At 57.7% G+C, this 20277-nt stretch carries 17 protein-coding genes and 1 pseudogene; 7 read left to right on the forward strand and 11 right to left on the reverse strand.

Going from position 1 to position 20277, the window contains the following annotated elements; all coding sequences use genetic code 11:
- The first annotated feature begins 322 nt into the window (after positions 1 to 322).
- Positions 323 to 814: a hypothetical protein gene (locus tag NL123_RS06965; protein WP_494357475.1), complete on the forward strand. Its 492-nt coding sequence runs from the start codon at positions 323 to 325 to the stop codon at positions 812 to 814.
- A gap of 114 nt (positions 815 to 928) precedes the next feature.
- A complete protein-coding gene (locus NL123_RS06970; protein WP_494357476.1) occupies positions 929 to 2428 on the forward strand; it encodes an amidase family protein in 1500 nt (499 codons plus the stop codon).
- 113 nt (positions 2429 to 2541) lie between these two features.
- Here the strand turns inward: NL123_RS06970 and NL123_RS06975 are convergent, their stop codons facing one another.
- The gene (locus tag NL123_RS06975) at positions 2542 to 2922 is read right to left on the reverse strand and encodes a helix-turn-helix domain-containing protein (RefSeq protein ID WP_494357477.1); all 381 of its coding nucleotides are present in this window, start codon (positions 2920 to 2922) and stop codon (positions 2542 to 2544) included.
- A gap of 377 nt (positions 2923 to 3299) precedes the next feature.
- Between NL123_RS06975 and NL123_RS06980 the strand changes: the two genes are divergently transcribed.
- Entirely contained in the window at positions 3300 to 3950 is a 651-nt protein-coding gene (locus NL123_RS06980; RefSeq protein WP_494357478.1) for a DUF6933 domain-containing protein, read from the forward strand.
- Positions 3951 to 3956: 6 nt separating this feature from the next.
- Here NL123_RS06980 and NL123_RS06985 read toward each other — a convergent pair whose 3' ends face one another.
- The 6 genes from NL123_RS06985 to argH form a co-directional block, all read right to left on the reverse strand.
- The gene (locus NL123_RS06985) at positions 3957 to 4904 is read right to left on the reverse strand and encodes a hypothetical protein (RefSeq protein ID WP_248483843.1); all 948 of its coding nucleotides are present in this window, start codon (positions 4902 to 4904) and stop codon (positions 3957 to 3959) included.
- Positions 4905 to 4958: 54 nt separating this feature from the next.
- The gene (locus tag NL123_RS06990; RefSeq protein ID WP_494357479.1) at positions 4959 to 6128 is read right to left on the reverse strand and encodes an MFS transporter; all 1170 of its coding nucleotides are present in this window, start codon (positions 6126 to 6128) and stop codon (positions 4959 to 4961) included.
- A gap of 148 nt (positions 6129 to 6276) precedes the next feature.
- Positions 6277 to 7098 (reverse strand): ABC transporter substrate-binding protein, encoded by an 822-nt coding sequence (locus NL123_RS06995; protein WP_248483839.1) that lies wholly within the window; start codon positions 7096 to 7098, stop codon positions 6277 to 6279.
- A gap of 25 nt (positions 7099 to 7123) precedes the next feature.
- Positions 7124 to 7888, reverse strand: coding sequence for an amino acid ABC transporter ATP-binding protein (locus NL123_RS07000; protein ID WP_016974699.1), 765 nt, complete (start codon positions 7886 to 7888; stop codon positions 7124 to 7126).
- A gap of 24 nt (positions 7889 to 7912) precedes the next feature.
- Entirely contained in the window at positions 7913 to 8791 is an 879-nt protein-coding gene (locus NL123_RS07005; RefSeq protein WP_248483836.1) for an amino acid ABC transporter permease, read from the reverse strand.
- 105 nt (positions 8792 to 8896) lie between these two features.
- Positions 8897 to 10324, reverse strand: coding sequence for an argininosuccinate lyase (gene argH / locus NL123_RS07010; RefSeq protein WP_494357480.1), 1428 nt, complete (start codon positions 10322 to 10324; stop codon positions 8897 to 8899).
- 193 nt (positions 10325 to 10517) lie between these two features.
- Here argH and NL123_RS07015 point away from each other — a divergent pair, with 193 nt between their 5' ends.
- Both NL123_RS07015 and NL123_RS07020 read left to right on the forward strand, forming a co-directional pair.
- Positions 10518 to 11477 (forward strand): LysR family transcriptional regulator, encoded by a 960-nt coding sequence (locus tag NL123_RS07015; protein WP_494357481.1) that lies wholly within the window; start codon positions 10518 to 10520, stop codon positions 11475 to 11477.
- Positions 11478 to 11748: 271 nt separating this feature from the next.
- On the forward strand, positions 11749 to 13293 hold the full coding sequence (locus tag NL123_RS07020; RefSeq protein WP_248483830.1) for a Fic family protein: 1545 nt from the start codon (positions 11749 to 11751) through the stop codon (positions 13291 to 13293).
- Positions 13294 to 13372: 79 nt separating this feature from the next.
- On the opposite strand, the gene NL123_RS07025 is transcribed toward NL123_RS07020, so the two are convergent.
- The 4 genes and pseudogenes from NL123_RS07025 to NL123_RS07040 form a co-directional block, all read right to left on the reverse strand.
- On the reverse strand, positions 13373 to 14017 hold the full coding sequence (locus NL123_RS07025; protein WP_248483828.1) for an HAD-IB family hydrolase: 645 nt from the start codon (positions 14015 to 14017) through the stop codon (positions 13373 to 13375).
- Positions 14018 to 14089: 72 nt separating this feature from the next.
- A pseudogene (locus NL123_RS07030) lies at positions 14090 to 14254 on the reverse strand (HNH endonuclease); the annotation flags it as partial.
- Positions 14255 to 14325: 71 nt separating this feature from the next.
- Positions 14326 to 15576: a ribonucleotide-diphosphate reductase subunit beta gene (locus tag NL123_RS07035; RefSeq protein WP_093529834.1), complete on the reverse strand. Its 1251-nt coding sequence runs from the start codon at positions 15574 to 15576 to the stop codon at positions 14326 to 14328.
- 555 nt (positions 15577 to 16131) lie between these two features.
- Positions 16132 to 16401 carry a DUF2790 domain-containing protein gene (locus NL123_RS07040; RefSeq protein ID WP_092242420.1) on the reverse strand — a complete coding sequence of 90 codons (270 nt, stop codon included), beginning with the start codon at positions 16399 to 16401 and terminating at the stop codon, positions 16132 to 16134.
- Between the two features lie 413 nt (positions 16402 to 16814).
- Here NL123_RS07040 and acs point away from each other — a divergent pair, with 413 nt between their 5' ends.
- Both acs and NL123_RS07050 read left to right on the forward strand, forming a co-directional pair.
- Positions 16815 to 18770, forward strand: coding sequence for an acetate--CoA ligase (acs, locus tag NL123_RS07045; protein ID WP_248483826.1), 1956 nt, complete (start codon positions 16815 to 16817; stop codon positions 18768 to 18770).
- Positions 18771 to 19421: 651 nt separating this feature from the next.
- Complete coding sequence (locus tag NL123_RS07050) at positions 19422 to 20207, forward strand: ABC transporter substrate-binding protein (RefSeq protein ID WP_084301307.1); 786 nt, start codon at positions 19422 to 19424, stop codon at positions 20205 to 20207.
- The last annotated feature ends 70 nt before the right edge of the window (positions 20208 to 20277 follow it).

The raw sequence follows: 20277 nt of genomic DNA on the forward strand, positions 1-20277 counted from the left end.
TTTCAGAGCTGCGACAGGCGCCAGGCAACGGTGCGATGATCCCCGAAAATTTATGTGTCGGGGGACGTCTTTTATGGAGAGCACGTGCAAGAAATATTGGCAGGCGGGGTTGCCTTGTCCGACAGGGCAGCGGGTGTCTGCGCTCACTGATTCGTCTGGCCAGGCAACGATAGCCCAAGAGCATACAAGCTCGCGTGGTATCGCTTTCGGTGCTGATCCCCAAGCTCATGGCGCCTTGGGGAAAAGCGTCCCGGTCCCGGGGTATGACGCCCCGGGACTCCCTCTAAAACCCTCGCGTGACCCGTCGCTGTCATTGATCGCATTGAGTGGTATTGAACCCTCGGGGCCGGTGATGGTGGAAGTGCCCCTGGTGCAGAACAACACGACCTTTACCGCCGCCAGTGCGTTGCAGGGCAGGCGCCTGGGATTTGCCGAGCGGTTTGTGGAGGGGCATGAACATCAGTTGATTGAGCACCGCACCTCCTTCCTGAAAGCGCTGGACATCCTGCTTCGGTCCGGCGCCGTACTGGTACCGGTGCATGCGCACCGTATCGACACCCTGCATGTTCGCAATGAAATCGATGAGCTTGTGCATGAGTATCGACTGGATGCCTTGGTATCCGACAGCCGCAGTACCGCCTTCCATGGGGCTTGCTGGAGTGGTTACCCGGGGCTGGGTGAGCCGCTCGAGGATGGCGCGACACTTTGGTTCTACGGCGCACGATGGGCGAAGGAGTGGTTGGTGGCCATGGTGTGCGAGTATCGAAGCTCCCGTCGTTTGATGGACCCCTTGGAAGGCTACCCGTTGCGTTGAACTATCCCACACAGTGAACCGCACGCGTCGCGCTGTCCGGCAGGAGAAGAGTTTTTAGACTGGCCCACGGATCAACGTTGGTCCTTCGTCATTTCTTACTCCTCGAGAGGTTTTATGATCGGTATCGCATATGGAATGGGCTCCATCGTCCGGCAGTTTGTTCAGTCTTTTGCAGACGGCCACTCACCTGTTGTTTCAAAGGCAGTCCCTCCGGGGACCGAATACCTCAATGTCAATGAGCTTGGCGCGCAAATGGCCCAAGGCAGGTTCGGTTCAGCCGACTTGGTCACGTACCTGCATGAGCGGATTCGCAGGGTCGACCCGAAACTGAAGTCCATCATCGAACTCAACCCCAAGGCACTTGAAACCGCACGCGAACTGGACCGTGAACGAGCCAGCGGCAACGTGCGTGGCCTCCTGCATGGCATTCCTGTTTTGCTCAAGGACACCATCGAAACTGAAGGCATGCAAACCAGTGCAGGTGCTTTTGGCCTGGTGGGGGCACCTGTCGGCAAGAACGCCCCATTGGTCGACTACCTGATCAAGCAGGGCGCGGTGATCCTCGGTAAAACCAATATGACCGAACTGGCAGGGTTTCGTGGTGGTCCTGATGGCTGGAGCAGCAGGGGGGGACAAACCCGTAACCCACATGGTGCGGATGCCGACGTCGGGGGTTCCAGTTCCGGGTCTGCCGTCGCCGTTGCGGCGGGGTTGGCGCCCTTGGCGGTGGGAACTGAAACCAGTGGTTCGATTATTGTGCCAGCAGCGCGCAATGGGGTTGTCGGGCTCAAGCCCAGCGTTGGCTTGCTGGACCGTAATGGAATTATTCCTGCAAGTCACCACCAGGACACTCCTGGCCCGATGGCGCGTTCGGTATTTGATGTGGCGCTGATGCTCAATGCCATGTCGGGCAGCGATCCCAAGGATCCGGCGAGCCAGGGAGCGCCCCAAGGTATCGATTACACGAAATTACTGGTTCCAGGCGCGTTGAAAGGCAAGCGTATCGGCTATCCCGCAACGTTTTCTGAAACTGGCGAACCCACACCCACTAAGGACAGTGCGTCATTCCGCCGGATACTTGCCGTGCTTCGTGAGCAAGGCGCGGAAGTAGTGCCGGTCGAGATGCGCCTGGCCGATGATTCGCGTTGGGTAGATTTGTTGTTCTCGGACGTAAAGAATGAATTGAATACTTATGTGGGCAAGCGTTCAGGGTTGCCAGTCGATTCACTGCCTGATCTGACCCTGTTCAACATTAAACGTGATGGCGCGGAGGTGGATCACCAGACAGTCCTCAACCAAATCAATGCCCAAACCATGACGCCTGAGCAGAGCAAACCCTTTTGGGATGAGCTCATCCGAGACTTTCGCGCTACCATTGACGACCCGATCAAATCGGAGGGTCTGGACGCCATGGTGTCGGATTTTGAGACTAACGACTATTTTGGGGCAGCAGCAGCCGGCTACCCAGGCATCGCTGTCCCTGCGGGTAAGGATGAGAATGGGCTACCAACCAGTGCCTATTTTTTCGGGACCCAGTGGTCCGAACCCACCTTGCTGGCCGTGGCCCATGGGTATGAGCAGGCAGCCCGTGCTCAAATCAAGCCGGTGCTCTGACGCCGCAAATGACGTGTCAGGCATTGCAACTGCAGGCCTGACGTTTCGCGGTTGAGAGGGGAGTGCATGGGACCCCGTCCAGGCGCTGGCCAGCAAGGTGGTACGGCTGGCCGCTATGCACCATTGGCTTGAGCAGTGGGTGAGTCAAGTGATGACGAAGTTGCGCCGATCAAGCGAGAGATGATCCCTTGCGCTGCGTGTTCGGTTGTGGCGGTGTCAAAGCGGCGTGTACTCATCCCCCACCCCGGCGCAAACCCCGGGAAAAACACCAGGCCTTCAGCTTCCAGCCGAAAGGCCAGGGCCAGGCGGGTTTCGTCATCCACGTCGCATTGACATTCAAACTGCTGAACGGCTTCAACCGCCACGCCAGCCTGGTGTGCCAGGCGTTCCCGGCTCCAGCCCAGCATCGCGCGCGCCTGTACGCTGTGCTTGGCGGTGAATTGATGCAGGACGATCTGCTGTTCTACGAAAGAGCTCATTGCCAGAGAGGACATGGGGTATCTCCAGGGTTTGACGGGGGAGGACAAACTATACTGTGTTTTTGTACAGTTGTTTTGACCGCTCATCAACTGGTTTTTTATGACATGGCCTTGTTCGATTTCCTGCGCCCTGGCAGTAGTCTATTTGCCAGACGATGGCGATGACAGGTACAAAAAAGCTGCATTTGAAGAACCGACTCAGTGGCCTGGCTGTGATGGTCACGCGTGACTTGCCGACGGATTCCGAGTTGGCAGTTCTCACTGGAGAGGCGCTGGATGCGATTAGGTATGCCGCTCGACAACCTTATGACATTGAATGGGTGGATATCCCTTCATCACAAACCTGGACGGTTCGTTGCTGGCGTGGGAAGTAAAATGAAGGAGCAACTGCAATGCTGACGTTCAATTGCTCACAAGCTGCCTGTGAGTTTTTCAGCCGAGTACACAAAGGCAAAAAGCATACACCCGTTCTACGGCCTGCTCTGCCTGTCGAGAGCTATGATCTTCACAGCGACCCCCATCAGTGGCTGGTGCATGCTGCGACAGTTAAACGCAAGCATGTGGTAGTGGTTATGCATCTTAAAACCCGTTACTGCATGCTCTTTTTCGATATGAAAAAAGCTGATAGCGAACGATTTTTCCAGATGTTTTTCGAGCGTTGGACGGCCGGTATTCTAGATAATGCGTTGAAATGCGCAGTGCTGGATTGGGTCGATCCTCAGGTGCTGGAGCAGATGTTGGCTGATCAAGCCTATTGCCTCGTCCAACGTGGCGATCGCAGTGGCCAGACTACCCTTAATGAAGTACTGCGGTTCTTTAAATGGGATGCCGAGGATTTTGATTTTGTAACGCAGCCTTGGAGTCCATTGCGCTACGACGCAGGAATCAATCGAACACCCAGAGGATTCAAAGGGCAAAACACCTATGTGTTTCCTGATGAGGAAATGCTGATCCACTGGTTGGTAGCCTTCGGGGGCGTAGGTGTCGCCAAGGCTCAACAAACACGCGAAATCTATCGGGCATACAAAGCGTCCTGCCGCTGATGCGCACTATTCCACCCCCGGCGCCTCCCGAATGATCAGGTGATCCAGGTTCTCGATATTCGCGCTGAACACCCCGAACGTCTGCTCGGGGTTTTTCTTGCTCGGCACCTGTTTCAGTTCCGGCGTCACCCCATAGAAGAAGCAGTACAACGCCCGCTCACTGTCCACCGCCGCCTTGATCTGCTCCAGGAACGCCTTGCGCTTGCGGTAGTTCTCGATGAGTTTCTTGCTCAGGTAGACATTGACCGAGTAGGGCTTCTTGTCGAGCCACACCTTCTTTTCGAAGTCGATGCGAAAGCTGCTGGTGTAGTCCTTGATTTCTTTGATCCTGCCCCAGTAGATCAGGCCCTTGTTGTCCTGCAGGTATTCGATCTTCTTGAAGAACGTCCAGTAGGTGGCGGTGTGATCGCCGATCTTCAACGGCATGGACTTGAGCTTGTCCTTGTCGTCGATATTGGACACGTAGCATTCCACCGGGTGGGCGAACACGCTGGTTTTGTCCGGTGTGGTGTCGCTGGCGTTGTGGGAAATGGAGCTGCGGTTTGAGGGTGTCTTTGTTTGCTCTTGTGGGATGTTTCCTTCGGTGCCTGCCAGCGGGGTCTTGCGCTCGTACTGACGGCGGGTGAGCACTAATTCCGATGGGAAATTGTCCTCGCGCTCGTCGTCGCTTTCGCCGGCTGCGCTCTTGTGCGTGCTGGCGTAGCGGCAGCCGTCGATATGCCGGGTGCCGGTCTTGTTCTTGAAGTGCGGCGTACGCAGGTAATTGACGTTTTTAGCGTTGAAGGTGCTCAGGGTATTGCCGGGATCAAACGCTGCCCGGCACTCATCGTTGGGGCACAGGAAACGGTCCTTGTCGGAGTCGAAGTCGGCGGTCTCGTCGAAATTCAGGTCTCGTACGTCGTAGATCGACAGCTTGTCGTCGAGACTCAGGCTGTAGGCCGTATCGAATTTCATGGGGCTCGGGTCCGTGAGAGGTTTCGCTATTAATAGCGGGATCCTGCGTAAATATCAGCAAGAACCTGCTACCCGTCGCCCACTCAAGAAACACAAGGTGCCCCCTACCGCAGTCAGTGCCCCCAACGCATAGAACATGCTGGCCGGCGTGGCATTGATCAGCAGATAGCCGCAAATCACCGGGCTCATTGCCCCGCCGAATGCCGCCAGGTTCTGTGCACCGTAGTAACTGCCGCGCAGTGCATCAGGTGCGATGGTGTCGATAAACAGGAACTCGGAGGGGTAGATGATCATCTCGCCCAGTGTGAACACGAACATTGCCATGCACCAGGTGACCAGGCTGTCTGCGAGGCTGAAACCGACAAGCCCGGTCATGAACAGCAGCGTGCCGAGCACGATCCAATAGCGCAGTTGCTCACGCTTGAGGAAACGGCCGATCTGGTACTGCATCAAAATCACAGTGATGGCATTGCAGGCCAGTACCGCAGACAGAATCTTCAGCGCCTCGGCGGGTTTGTAGGCTACCAGCAAAAACTGCGACAGATACAAGGTATAGCGCCCGTGGACAATGGTGCTCAGCAGGCTGCCGCTGGTGAACAGAATCAGTGTGCGGTCGTTGCGCAAGGTGCGCAGTGTGGTGAGGAAACTCAAGGGCTTGTTGCTGTCATCCCGTTGGGTGGGCGGGATGCCAATCATCAGGAACAGGCTGCCAAAGGCGATCGCACTGGCGATCAGGAACGGTGCCAGTTGCATGTGGCCGGCAATCACGACGCCGACCATCGGGCCTGTGGCGTAGCCGACGTTGGTCAGTGTGTAGCGCAGGGAAAACACCTTGGCACGCTCGCCCACCGGCAGGTTCTCGCTGATGATGGCTTTTGAGCCAATCAGGAACAGCGCCGACGCCGCTTCGGTGATGACCAGGGTCAGGGTGGTGAGGTAGAGGTTGCTGGCAAAGGTCAGCAATAGAAAACCGATGGAGCTGGAGAGCATGGCCAGGATCAGCAGCTTGCGCTTTTCCAGGCGGTCGATGATGTAGCCACCGTACAGGCCCAGCAATGTCGCGATAAACACCGCGATGCCCATCAGCAAGCCGATGTCCTGCTGGTTCAGGCCCAGGCGGGTACTCAGCAACAGGGCCAGCAACGGGCTGGTCATGGCGCGGCTGACCACGATGGTCAGCGAGCAAATCATCAGGCGGCGGATTACCAGGGAGTAGGTGGCCACGGTGGGGCGGGTGTCCTTGTTATTTTGTGGACAACGAAAATCCAGGGTGGGAGGGGGCTTGCCCCCGATGGCGGTGGCTCAGTCACCAGATGCTTGGCTGATAGACCGCTATCGGGAGCAAGCCCCCTCCCACATTGTTCAGATCGAGTTATTGGCCGGAGTTGATGGTGATCTTCTCTACCGCACCTTGCTCCAGGTCCCACTTCTTCAGGATCTTGCCGTAGGTGCCGTCATCGATCATGCCTTGCAACGCTTCACTGATCGCCGTGACCAACTCCGTATTGCTCTTCTCAATCCCAAGCCCGGTGAACTGCTTGGAAATCGCCAACCCCACCGGCTTGTACTTGCCCTTGTCCAACGACATCAAATAAGGAATGGTCTCGCTGCCCTGCATCGCAGCGTCCAGACGGTTCTGTTGCAACTGTGCCCGCGCATCTGCCGAGCCCTCAGTGCCGATCACCACGATCGCCGGCTTACCGGCGGCTTCGCAGTTTTCCTTGCTCCACGCGGCAATTTCCGACGGCCAGGTGGTGCGACGGCTGGTGCCGACTTTTTTACCGCACAGGTCAGTCAATTCCTTGAGGTCTTCACGCTTGGCCAGGGTGTAGAGCTGCGGGCCGCTGGTGAAGTAGTCGATAAAGGTCACCGCCTTTTGGCGCTCGGCGGTGTCGGTCATGCCCGACAGCACGATGTCCACGCGCTTGGTGGTCAGGCCACTGAGCATCTGCTCGAAGCCGGTTTCCTGCCACTTGATCTTCACGCCCAGGCGCTCGGCGAGGGCGTTGCCCAAGTCGAAATCCAGGCCGGTGATCTTGTTGGTGGCCGGGTCCTTGAAGTCCATCGGCGGGTAGTTCGGCACGATGGCCGCGCTGATCTCACCCTTGTCCTTGATTGCCGCCGGCAATGCCGCGAAAACAACGGAAGAGGCCATCAGGCCTGCGAGCAACGTGGGGATAAACATTTTCTTCATGGGGGCGTTCTCGTTTGTTTTTTAGTTAAGTGCGAACGGCAGAAATAAAGCTTTGGGTACGCGGGTTTTGTGGGCTTATTAGAATTTCTTCGGGGCTGCCGGCTTCCACAATCTGGCCGGCATCCATAAACACCATGCGGTTGGAGACTTCGCGGGCGAAGCCCAACTCATGGGTGACCACGATCATGGTCATGCCGGTGGTGGCCAAATCGCGCATCACCGACAGCACTTCTCCTACCAGCTCCGGGTCGAGGGCTGACGTGGGTTCGTCAAACAGCATCAGCTTGGGGCGCATCGCCAGTGCACGGGCAATCGCCACGCGTTGTTGCTGGCCGCCGGACAACTCCACCGGATAGGCATTGCGTTTGTCCGCCAGGCCGACGCGGGCCAGCAACTCCAGGGCATCCTCGGTGGCTTCCTTGGGCGAGCGCTTGAGCACCTGGCACGGGCCTTCGATGATGTTTTGCAACACGGTCATGTGCGGGAACAAATTGAAGCGCTGGAACACCATGCCGGTGGCCAACCGCTGGCGGGCAATCTGCGATTCGTTCATCTCATGCAGCTTGTTGCCGACGACCCGGTAACCCACCAGTTCGCCGTCGACCCACAGACCGCCCTTATCGATTTTTTCCAACTGGTTGACGCAGCGCAGCAGGGTACTTTTACCCGAGCCGGACGGGCCGATGATGCACATCACTTCGCCTTGCTCGACCTCGATATTGATATCGCGCAGCGCGTGATACTGGTCGTAATACTTGTTCAGGTTGACGGCCTTGACGATGCTTCTCATGGGGCAAATCTCCTCAACCCAGACTTACGAACGCTTGCCGGCGCCGCGGGCAAAGCGGCGCTCAAGGCGGCTTTGGCCAAATGAAAGAACAGTCACCACCGCCAGGTACCAGATGCCGGCCACAATCAGCAGCTCCATGACCCGGGCGTTGGCGTAGTAGATGTTTTGCGCGTTGTGCAGCAGCTCCGAGTACTGGATCACGCTGGCCAGGCTGGTCATTTTCACCATGCTGATGAACTCGTTGCCTACAGGCGGAATGATCACCCGCATCGCCTGCGGCAGAATGATCCTACGCAGTGCTTGCAGGCTCGGCATGCCGATGGACTTGGCGGCTTCATACTGGCCGGTGTCGACCGAGAGCAAACCGGCACGCACCACTTCGGCGGTGTAGGCACCCTGGTTGATACTCAGGCCCAGCAGGGCGGCCACGAACGGCGTCATCAGGTCGACAGTGTCGATACTGAACAGGCCGGGAATCGCGATCACCGGGAAGATCAGCGCCAGGTTGAACCAAAGCAGCAGTTGCAGGATCAACGGCGTGCCGCGGAACAGCCAGGTGTAGGTGATGGCCACATAGCGCAGGATCGGGTTGGCCGACATGCGCATGATTGCCGTGATCACCCCGATCACCACACCCAGCGCCATGGCCAGGATCGACATGACGATGGTGTTGACCAGGCCCCAGAGGATGGCTTCAGACGTGAGGAACTGCCCGATGTAGGACCATTCGATCTGACCGTTGGCGAAGGCACGCAACAGCGCGGCCAACACGATCACGATCAACGTGGCAAAAAACATCCGCCCGTAATATCGACGCGGTACGTGCTCGTACTGGGTGATATCGAACTGGTTTTCGGACAACTTGCGCTCGGCTGCCAAGCGCTCGGCCGGGGTTTGGCTCATGGTGACTCTCCAAAAACTGATGACGCTGGTACTGATGTACTCGGTCCAATGTGGGAGCTGGCTTGCCTGCGAAAGCGCCGGACCAGACACCACGGGGTTGCAGGCTTAAATCCGAAATCCCTGGTAACTCTCTGTCCACTGTTGCTGTTCGGCCAAGGCCGCTTTCAACCGCCCAATCTGCTCCCGAACCCGCTCCGGCGCCGTCCCACCCCACCCACTGCGCGCTGCAATCGCCGCTTCCAGGGTCAGGCAATCGCGCACCTCCGGCGTCAACCGCGCGTCCACCTCCGCCAACATCGCCGGCGAGGCTTCCCACAGTTCAATCTCATGCTTCTCACAGGCCTGCACCAAGGCGCCGGTAATCTCATGCGCCTCCTTGAACGGCACGCCGCGAGTGGCCAACCAATCCGCCACTTCCGTTGCCAAGGTGAACCCCATCGGCGCCTGACGCCTAAGCTCTTCCACCTGCACCTTCATGGTCGCAACCATCCCGGCCATCGCCGGCAGCACCAGCAGCAAGGTGTCCACACTGTCCAACACGCTGTGCTTGTCTTCACTCAAATCGCGGTTGTACGACAGCGGCAATGACTTGAGCGTCGACATCAACCCGGTCAGGTTGCCAATCAAGCGCCCAGCCTTGCCCCGCGCCAACTCGGCAATATCCGGGTTCTTCTTCTGCGGCATGATCGAGCTGCCAGTGGCGTAGGCATCGTCCAGCACCACCCAGCGAAACTGCCGCGAAGACCACAGGCAAAACTCTTCGGACAGGCGCGAAATATTCACCCCGAGCATGCCCGCCACAAACAGGAACTCCGCCACATGGTCACGGCTGGCGACAGCGTCGATGGAGTTTTCGCACGGCCCGGTGTAGCCCATTTCCTTGGCCGAATGCTCAGGCTGGCGTGCAATCGCCGAACCGGCCATCGCTGCCGCCCCCAAAGGCGACAACGCCGTACGCGTATCCCAATCCACCAGGCGTTGCACATCGCGCAACATCGACTGGGCGTGAGCCAGCAAGTGGTGGGCGAACACAATCGGTTGCGCCTGCTGCAAGTGGGTGAACCCAGGACAGATGCTTTCCACATGTTGCTCGGCCTGTTCCACCAACGCCTGCTGCAGACCCAACACCTCGGTGGTGATGGTGCGCGCATGGTCGCGTAGGAAAAGGCGCAGGTCATTGGCGGTTTGATCATTACGCGAACGCCCGGCACGCAGCTTGCCGCCCAGGACGCCGAGGCGTTCAGTCAATACGCGTTCGATAAAGGTGTGCACGTCCTCGTCATCCCGGGTCGGATGCAGCGTGCCGGCGGCGAAGTCCGCACCAATACCGTCCAGCGCGTCGAGGGTGCGCAGGGTCTCCGACTCATCCAGCAGACCAGCGCGTTGCAACTCACGGGCATGGGCGCGGGAGCCGGCCAGGTCGTAGGGCGTCAGGCGGAAATAGCGCTCAGGGCAACGCGACAACGCGGCCAATGCAGCAGATGGGCCGGTCTTGAAACGAGCGCCCCAAAGGCGGTCGGTGGGCTGGGACATGGATGTTCCTCACGCTTGTTTTTAGAAGAGTCGGAGGCAGTAAAAATAAGTTTTCAACTAGACTGAACCAGCGTCTGACGCGCCGTATTCAAGGTTGCAAAGGGCGGATGTTTATGTTCATTATCGCCGCCTGGCTATGTTCAAGGATTGGGTTGAAGCCTGTTGAATATGGCACTTGAGGTCAACGCGTATTATGGAAACCCCACTTTCCACTTCTGGAAACCTGCCACCCAAACCCGGCACAAGACCGCCCCTGCAACTGAGCGGGCTGGACTTCAAATTGCTGCGCGTGTTCATGGCCGTAGTCGAAGCCGGCGGCTTCAGCGCCGCGCAAAACGAGCTGAACGTGGGCCTGGCGGCCATCAGTAAACAGATCTCCGACCTCGAGATCCGCATCGGCATGCGCCTGTGCACCCGGGGCCGAGAAGGGTTTGGCCTGACCGAAGAAGGCAAGTTGGTGTATCAGGCGTCCATCGAGTTATTTACCTCGGTAGACAGTTTTCGCGACAAGCTTAGTTCGGCGCAAAACGAGCTTATTGGCGACCTTAGTGTGGGCGTAATTGATAACACCGTGTCCGACGTTAATTCCCCACTCATTACTGCGCTGGGGAAATTACATAGCGAGTCGCCGAAAATTAGATTGCGCCTACATGCCTCGCAATTGGACGAAGTTGAACGCGGCGTGGTCGAAGGACGGCTGATCGTCGGTATCGTGCCGGTGTACCAGCGCCGCGAAGAATTCGATTATTTCCCGCTGTATGAAGAAAAGGCCCACGCCTACTGTGCCGTAGGACACCCACTCTTCGACGCAAACGACCTCACGCCCGAGGTCTTGCGCCAATACGAAGTGGTGAACCATCGGTATGCGATCCACCGCGACAAGGCCAACTTCGTCAACTACGACAGCCAGTCCGCCTCGGCCTCACAAGTCGAAGCCGTCGCGATCCTGATCCTTACTGGCCGTTTCCTCGGCTTCTTGCCCGAACACTACGCTATGCCCTTGGTAAGAGAAGGGCGCCTGCGCGCACTGTGCCCGGAGCAAGTTCACCTGAGCACTGCCTTCAACCTCATCTTGCGCCACAACGCCCCGCGCAGCCCGATGGTAAAAGCCTTTGCGACGGCGTTGGGCGTGGACCTTAAAGCCACGGCATAACACTCAAGCCGAACACCGTCCCTCCGAGCGACAGAGATCAACTGTGGGAGCTGTCGAGCCCCAGCGAGGCTTCGAAGGGATCGCCTCGGTCTCCTGACGGCCCCATTCATTCGGATCGCTTCCCTTTAGGTTGTTATCGTTTTCAAATGAAATTGCTGATTTGTTAGCAAATTTAAGAGCGCATTAGCGTTTTCGTACTCACAAAATTATCGTTTTCGCCTACTATTCCCTAATAGTTATCGTTTTTTAGGGTTCGTTAGGGGATTCGACCATGCAGGTAGGCTTCAAGGCACTCGCTGACCGCTACCGTATCTCGCTGGCACAGCCACTGCGCGTCGAATCGGCAATCGGTACGACCCGCATGAGCCACGAGAGCAATGGACATGTCGAGCGTAAGTACCCCCTCAGCTACCAACCCTCGGACGACTTTGCAGGGCATTTCGAGTTCGGGCTCAAGTACGAAGAAATTCACCTCGAATTCTTCGCTCGCCTATTTGCTGCAGCCGGCCCTGAGCCCGTCGAAGCCTGGTGCCGGCAAACGCCTTTTGGTCAATATGCCCGCCGCACCGGATTCCTGTACGAGTGGTTAACCGGACTGCACCTTGATGTACCAGATGTTACCAATGGCGGCTATGTCGATGCTGTTTCATCACAGCATTACCTGACCCGCGTTGAGCCTTTGCGTATAAGGCGCTGGCGCATCAACGATAATCTTCCCGGCGTACCTGCGTTCTCCCCCTTGATCCGTCGCACCGAAGCCGTGCAAGAAGCGTTGCAGTTTGATCTGGGCGCAGCACTGGGGGAGCTGAACCAGACCTTTGGCGCTGATATCCTGATGCGCACGGCGAGTTGGCTGACGTTCAAGGAGTCGCGTGCCAGCTTTTTGATCGAGAGAGAGGCAGACAAAGCCGACAGGATCCAGCGGTTTGCCCACGTGATCGCCAAGTACTGTGGTCACATCGAGAATCCGTTGAGTAATGAAAGCCTGCACACCTTGCAAGCCGGTATTTTGGGGGAAGAGGCGCTAGGGCTGGGCTTGCGGCACTCACCGGTCTTCGTGGGGCAGGCCACTATGCGCGAGGATATCGTTCACTACATTGCGCCGCCATTTGAGGTGCTAATGCAATTGCTCGACGGCTTGAAAGCATTCGAGTTGGCAACACGGGGCGCTGAGCCGCTGGCCCGGACCGCTGTAATCGCTTTTGCTTTTGTCTATATCCACCCCATGCGAGACGGCAATGGTCGGATCCATCGCTTTCTGATCAACGATACCTTGATCCGTGATAAGGCGGTGCCTGAAGGCGTAATCTTGCCAGTGTCGGCCACAATCACAAGTTCGATTGATTTCCGGGCGCGTTACGATCGTACGCTGGAGGCATTTTCGCGGCCATTCATGCAACGCTACGCTGGCTCCTATCGATTTGGAGAACTTGTAGTCTACGAGGACGGAACCCGCAGCAATCTGGTCTTCGATGACTACGACGATGCGCAATTCGCGTGGCGCTACCCCGACTTGACCGAACAAGTCTTGTATACGGCACAGGTAGTGGCGCACACGGTTCGTATAGAGATGGCTGATGAAGCGCGTGTGTTGGTCATCTTTCAGCGCGCCCAGGAACGGCTAAAAGAAGTGCTGGAAATGCCTGATCAGGACGCAAACCGAGTCATTCGGTCGTTAAAGGAAAATGGCTGGCAGGTATCGGGGAAATTGAAGAAAGCTTATCCGCAGCTGGAAGTGATTCACCTAGCCGAACGGGTTGTGGAAGCGGTGCGATCCACATTTGAAGATCAAGAATTGGGTAGCGGTGACGATTGATCGGAATGGGCCATCCGCGCACTGGCACCCCATGCTAGTGCGCGACCCTCGGTCTACCCGCCAACCCCACCCACCCGCATCATCGCTGCAACCGAGCCCGCTTCTTCTTCGCATGAAAATGCCGAAAATGCGCATCCTGCGCCGCCGCCAGCAACTCCCGATCCCCACGCGTATCGCCCCAGGCCCGCAGCCGATAGTCGCCCAAATCCCCGTACACCGCCTCAAGCCGCAGCACCTTGTTCTCGCATCGGCAGTTATTCCCGGTGAGCTTGCCGGTCAACACCCCGTCGACCACCTCAAGCTCAGTGCCGATCAACTTGATCCCGAGCCGATTGGCAAACGGCTGTAACACCAATGCCGGCGACGCCGAACACAACGTGACCTCCGCCCCGGATCCCAACTCCTGCTCCACCGACAGCACCCCTGTCGGCCGCATCAGCCGCGCCCAAGTCTTCTGGCAATACTCCTCGGCTTTCTGTTGCACCCATGCCTTCTCCACCCCGGTCATAAAGGTGCGGATCAACTGCGCCTTCAACTCATCCCGGCTGATCTGCCGCACCAGAAAGCGCAGCCCCGGCACCGCCAGCTTGAGCATCCGGCCGTAGAACTCGCCGGGGCCAAAGGCAAACTTGAGGAAGGGCACGAAACTGTCGTGGTGGGTCAGGGTGCCGTCGAAGTCAAAGACGGAAAGTACTTTGGCGTCAGCGGGGCCGGCTTCGAGCATGTCTGGGTTCACGGGTTGGCCTCGGTCCTATCGGGTATTTATTGAGTGTGCATCAGGTGTGACAGCGGGAGTCTACTCCCGTGCCAATCTTCCGACTTTGGCGTAAAGCCCTTCGGTGAAGGCATCCCGGTCACTCGACCGGTGACAACGCTGATGGCAATTGGGGCACAAGGCTACAGCATTGGTGGTGCGATCCGAACCCTTCTGGGCGAGGTGGTCAGCCTGATGTGCTTCAAGAAGTAGCAATTCACCGCGCACAAAAAAGCCCTGAACACGTCAGGGCTTCATGGGGTTGCTTGGCTTAGGAATCAATCCCAGCTCAGCGCGCCGCCAGTCTGGTACTCGATCACACGGGTCTCGAAGAAGTTTTTCTCTTTCTTCAAGTCCATGATCTCGCTCATCCACGGGAACGGGTTGGTCGTGCCTGGATACTCTTCCTTCAGGCCAATCTGCGACAGACGACGGTTAGCAATGAACTTGAGGTAATCCTCCATCATCGCCGCGTTCATGCCCAATACACCGCGAGGCATAGTGTCGCGAGCGTATTCAATCTCCAACTGAGTCCCTTGCAGGATCATCTGGGTCGCTTCTTCCTTCATCTCGGCATCCCACAGGTGTGGGTTTTCGATCTTGATCTGGTTGATCACATCGATACCGAAGTTCAGGTGCATCGACTCATCGCGCAGGATGTACTGGAACTGCTCGGCCACGCCGGTCATTTTGTTGCGACGGCCCATCGACAAAATCTGGGTGAAGCCGCAATAGAAGAAGATGCCTTCCAGCACGCAGTAGTAGGCGACCAGGTTGCGCAGCAGTTCTTTGTCGGTCTCGACGGTGCCGGTTTCGAACTTCGGATCGGAGATCGAGCGGGTGTACTTCAGGCCCCAGGCGGCCTTTTTGGCGACCGATGGGATCTCGTGGTACATGTTGAAGATCTCGCCTTCATCCATCGCCAGGGATTCGATGCAGTACTGGTAGGCGTGGGTGTGGATCGCTTCTTCGAAGGCCTGGCGCAGGATGTACTGGCGGCACTCCGGGTTGGTGATCAGGCGGTACACGGCCAGCACCAGGTTGTTGGCAACCAGGGAGTCGGCGGTGGAGAAGAAGCCCAGGTTGCGCATGACGATGCGACGCTCGTCGTCGGTCAGGCCTTCGGGGTTTTTCCACAGGGCGATGTCGGCGGTCATGTTGACCTCTTGCGGCATCCAGTGGTTGGCGCAGCCGTCGAGGTACTTCTGCCAGGCCCAGTCGTACTTGAAGGGTACGAGTTGGTTGAGGTCGGCGCGGCAGTTGATCATGCGCTTTTCGTCAACGGCGACACGGGCGGAGGCGCCTTCGAGTTCGGCGAGGCCTTCGGCGACGTCGAGTTTGTCGAGGGCGGCCTTGGCGCGGACGATGGCGGCGGAGTCACTGGCGGTGACGGCGCGGGCTTCGATGGCGGCGGCAGCGCCGGCACCGTCGAGGCGGTCCATGTTGGCTTCGGTGGCGTGGCCGGCGTTGGCGCCTTTGGTGGCCACTTCGCCTTCTTCTTCTTTGTCGAATTCGTCCCAGCTCAGCATGACGTGTCGTCTCCTGCGTGAGGGCTCAAAGGTGCCCGTGTGAAACCGGATGGTTGGGTGTTCACACGGCCCCCAGGGCCGCGGTGGATCTTAAGGAATCGTTTGTTGCAACAGCTCGCGCAGGCATTAAACGGAATAGGGCTACGGGTGATCTGCTTGAGGCTGAGGTGCGGAGCGATAGATGCAAGCTCACGCGGGGGGCCTCAGGTCTGGCTTTTCGTCCCAGTGTAAAGGGATATTGCAGGCCCGATTTACCCGCGCATTGTAGGGGAAAAAAACCGGTTTGTGTTGGCGCGGATGGTCACGGAGAGCGGCCAGAATGGCGTGTTTTTCGGCCAGAGTGCGGATTTATAAGGCTTTGCTGGGGTTGGATTTTTTTGACGGGCGGTGGGATGTTTTTTGTGGGGCGCAGAGAGGCGTGAAGCGTCAGGCTTTATAGAGGTGGTGTGGCGGCTATCGCTATCGGGGGCAAGCCCCCTCCCACATTGGGGCGGGGTCGGTGCTTTGCCGCAAGAACAATTTCTTGCGGCGAATAAGTTCGAACTAATCAGGTGATTATCCGTTAGAACAACCGTTGCCCATCACGTGGTAATTAAGAATATGACGCTGACCCTGTGAGTCTTCATATTCCATCTTCACCGGTACCACTTCGCACACTTCCGGAATACTGCTCATGGACAGTACTTTTGCCACATCCAGATGGGTGCTGTAAGTGTAGTCTTCAACGATCGGAGGGTTGCTGCCAGCTACGTCAGTCGGGGCTTCGTCGGCCAGGGCGGCGGTGGCGCACAAGCTGCTGAGGGCCATAACTACTAAAGCTTTCATTTCTCTATTTACCTTCTTCAGGGCGAAAGGGGTCACGGGGCCCTTGTGAGGCCACGTGTGTAACTTAAGAGTTGGGAAGTTCGGATTAACGTTGCCTTCGTGGGGGCTGTTGCGTTGTTAATCACTGCTGTATTTAACTACAGTGCCTTGTTGGCGGAAGTGATTTTAGGCCCTCACGTTATATTCATATACCCGTGCTTTTGATAAACACTATTGGCGGTTTTTGTAACAATCCTGTGGTAAAGCTTTTTTCACAAAGCCGCAAAGCGCCACGGCCCGCGGGCTAGAGGTGCAAACGGGGATATCAGGGCAATTTGTAGGGGCTTGTTACTACCATCGTCGAATGGTTCTATAGGTCGGCCCCGGCTACAACAGGGCCATACAACAACAACTATGTCACCGAGGTAAGAAAGATGAGTGCGGCTTCCCTGTACCCCGTTCGCCCCGAAGTAGCAGCCAACACGCTGACCGACGAGGCGACCTACAAGGCCATGTACCAGCAGTCGGTGGTCAACCCCGATGGCTTCTGGCGCGAGCAAGCCAAGCGCCTTGACTGGATCAAGCCTTTCACCACGGTGAAGCAGACCTCTTTCGACGATCACCACGTCGACATCAAGTGGTTCGCCGATGGCACCCTGAACGTTTCCTACAACTGCCTGGACCGTCACCTCGCTGAGCGTGGCGATCAAATTGCGATCATCTGGGAGGGCGACGACCCTGCCGAGAGCCGCAACATCACCTACCGCGAGCTGCACGAGGAAGTCTGCAAGTTTGCCAACGCCCTGCGCGGTCAGGATGTGCACCGCGGCGACGTGGTGACTATCTATATGCCGATGATCCCCGAAGCCGTGGTCGCCATGCTGGCCTGTACCCGTATCGGTGCGATTCATTCCGTGGTGTTTGGTGGTTTCTCGCCGGAGGCCCTGGCCGGTCGCATCATCGACTGTAAGTCGAAGGTGGTGATCACTGCCGACGAAGGTATTCGTGCCGGTAAGAAGATTCCGCTGAAGGCCAACGTCGACGACGCCCTGACCAACCCGGAAACCAGCAGCATCCAGAAAGTCATCGTGTGCAAGCGCACCAACGGCCAGATCAAGTGGAACCAGCACCGTGACATCTGGTACGAAGACCTGATGAAAGTAGCGGGCACTGTGTGTGCGCCCAAGGAGATGGGTGCTGAAGAAGCGCTGTTCATCCTCTACACCTCCGGCTCCACCGGCAAGCCCAAGGGCGTGCAGCACACCACCGGCGGCTATCTGTTGTACGCCGGCCTGACCCACGAGCGCGTGTTCGACTACCGCCCGGGCGAAATCTACTGGTGCACCGCCGACGTCGGCTGGGTCACCGGCCACACCTATATTGTCTACGGGCCGCTGTCCAACGGCGCGACCACCGTGCTGTTCGAAGGCGTGCCGAACTACCCGGACATCACGCGGGTGGCGAAAATCGTCGACAAGCACAAGGTCAATATCCTTTACACCGCCCCGACCGCGATCCGCGCCATGATGGCGTCCGGTACTGCTGCGTGCGAAGGCGCAGACGGCTCCAGCCTGCGCCTGCTCGGTTCGGTGGGTGAGCCAATTAACCCAGAGGCGTGGGACTGGTACTACAAGAACGTCGGCCAATCCCGTTGCCCAATTGTCGATACCTGGTGGCAGACCGAAACCGGCGGCAACATGATGAGCCCGCTGCCGGGCGCCCATGCGCTCAAGCCGGGTTCGGCGGCACGGCCGTTCTTCGGCGTGGTGCCGGCGTTGGTGGATAACCTGGGCAACCTGATTGAAGGCGCGGCCGAAGGCAACCTGGTGATCCTCGATTCGTGGCCAGGCCAGGCACGTACCCTGTTCGGCGACCATGACCGTTTTGTCGACACCTACTTCAAGACATTCCGTGGCATGTACTTCACCGGTGACGGTGCGCGTCGTGACGAAGACGGTTACTACTGGATCACCGGCCGTGTGGACGACGTGCTGAACGTGTCCGGACACCGCATGGGCACCGCCGAGATCGAAAGTGCCATGGTTGCCCACCCTAAAGTCGCCGAAGCGGCGGTGGTGGGTGTGCCGCACGACATCAAGGGCCAGGGCATCTATGTGTATGTCACCCTCAAAAACGGCGAAGAGCCGAACGAGGCGCTGCGTCTGGAGCTGAAAAACTGGGTACGCAAGGAGATCGGGCCGATTGCTTCGCCGGACGTGATCCAGTGGGCGCCGGGCTTGCCAAAGACGCGTTCGGGGAAAATCATGCGGCGTATCCTGCGCAAGATTGCCACGGCTGAGTACGACGGGCTGGGGGATATCTCCACCCTGGCGGACCCGGGTGTGGTGGCGCATTTGATCGAGACGCACAAGACCATGAACGTCGCGTAAGGCGGGATAGTCAGATAACGCCCCACCCGGTGTAAGCCGGGTGGGGCTTTTTTGAGCGGCCTCAAAAGCACCGGAGATCCAGTGTGGGAGGGGGCTTGCCCCCGATTGCCGTGGTTCAGTTGAAATGCCTTTCACTGACACACCGCTATCGGGGGCAAGCCCCCTCCCACATGGGATCCACGCCAGTCAAATAAATATCGGTTTTTCGTGTAGGGCGTTTCTGAATGTTACCGCCAACCCTCAATGTGTAACCTCGCGCCCAAACCTGAGGCAATGTGCTACGTCTGCGCCCCGAAAAACCCCATTCCAGACACCCCAGGAAATAAGATTAAACGCCAGACTTGCCGTGCCAGAAGGGTTTGCGAATAATAGGCCCGCAATTTGCAGCGTCTACAGGTTTAATGTCTTTTGTCTCTGCATAAAATCCAGAGGCTGTCAATGAGTTGGATCCGCTTTCTCGGTGCTTCTGTAAATTGTTGTCGCATTGAGGAAATATCGGCTTCCAGCCTGTCGTTAGAATGCCGATCACTCGCTCGTCGTCTCCGATGTTGAATCGGTGTAGGACGCAGCACCGCTATTCGGTTTCCCTTACGCCGCATCGTGGGCCATGGCTCATACTGCTGTTTTGCCCTATACCGATGGAGTCCCAAGATGAAGAAACTCGTGCTGTTGGGCGCCCTGGCGCTGTCCGTGCTGTCCATGCAGGCTTTCGCTGATGAAAAGCCCCTGAAGATTGGTATCGAAGCGGCTTACCCTCCGTTTGCCTCGAAGGCGCCGGATGGCAGCATCGTCGGTTTTGACTACGACATCGGCAACGCCCTGTGCGCAGAGATGAAAGTCAAGTGCACGTGGGTCGAGCAGGAATTCGACGGCCTGATCCCTGCGCTGAAAGTGCGCAAGATCGACGCGATCCTGTCGTCCATGTCCATCACCGACGACCGCAAGAAGTCCGTGGACTTCACCAACCGCTACTACCTGAGCCCAGCGCAGCTGGTGATGAAGGAAGGCACCACCGTCAGCGACAGCCTGGATGAATTGAAAGGCAAGAAGATCGGTGTGCAACGTGGTTCGATCCACGATCGTTTCGCCAAGGAAGTCCTGGCCCCTAAAGGCGTCACGGTTGTGCCTTACAGCTCGCAGAACGAAATCTACCTGGACGTGGAAGCCGGTCGCCTCGACGGTACCGTGGCTGATGCCACCCTGCTGCAAGACGGCTTCCTGAAAACCCCGGCCGGTAAAGGCTACGCGTTCGTGGGCCCGCAGTTCACCGACGCCAAGTACTTCGGCGACGGCATCGGTATCGCTGTGCGTAAAGGCGACAAGGCCGAACTGGACAAGATCAACGCGGCCATCGCGGCGATCCGTGCCAACGGCGAATACAAGAAAATCCAGGACAAGTACTTCGACTTCGATATTTACGGCGCTGACCCTAAGTAACTCGTCGCAGCTGTCTGTCCCAAATGGCGCAAGCAACAGAATTCCTGAGGTTTGCGCCATTTTTTCATCC

The sequence above is a fragment of the Pseudomonas sp. FBCC-B1565 genome (assembly GCF_059133265.1).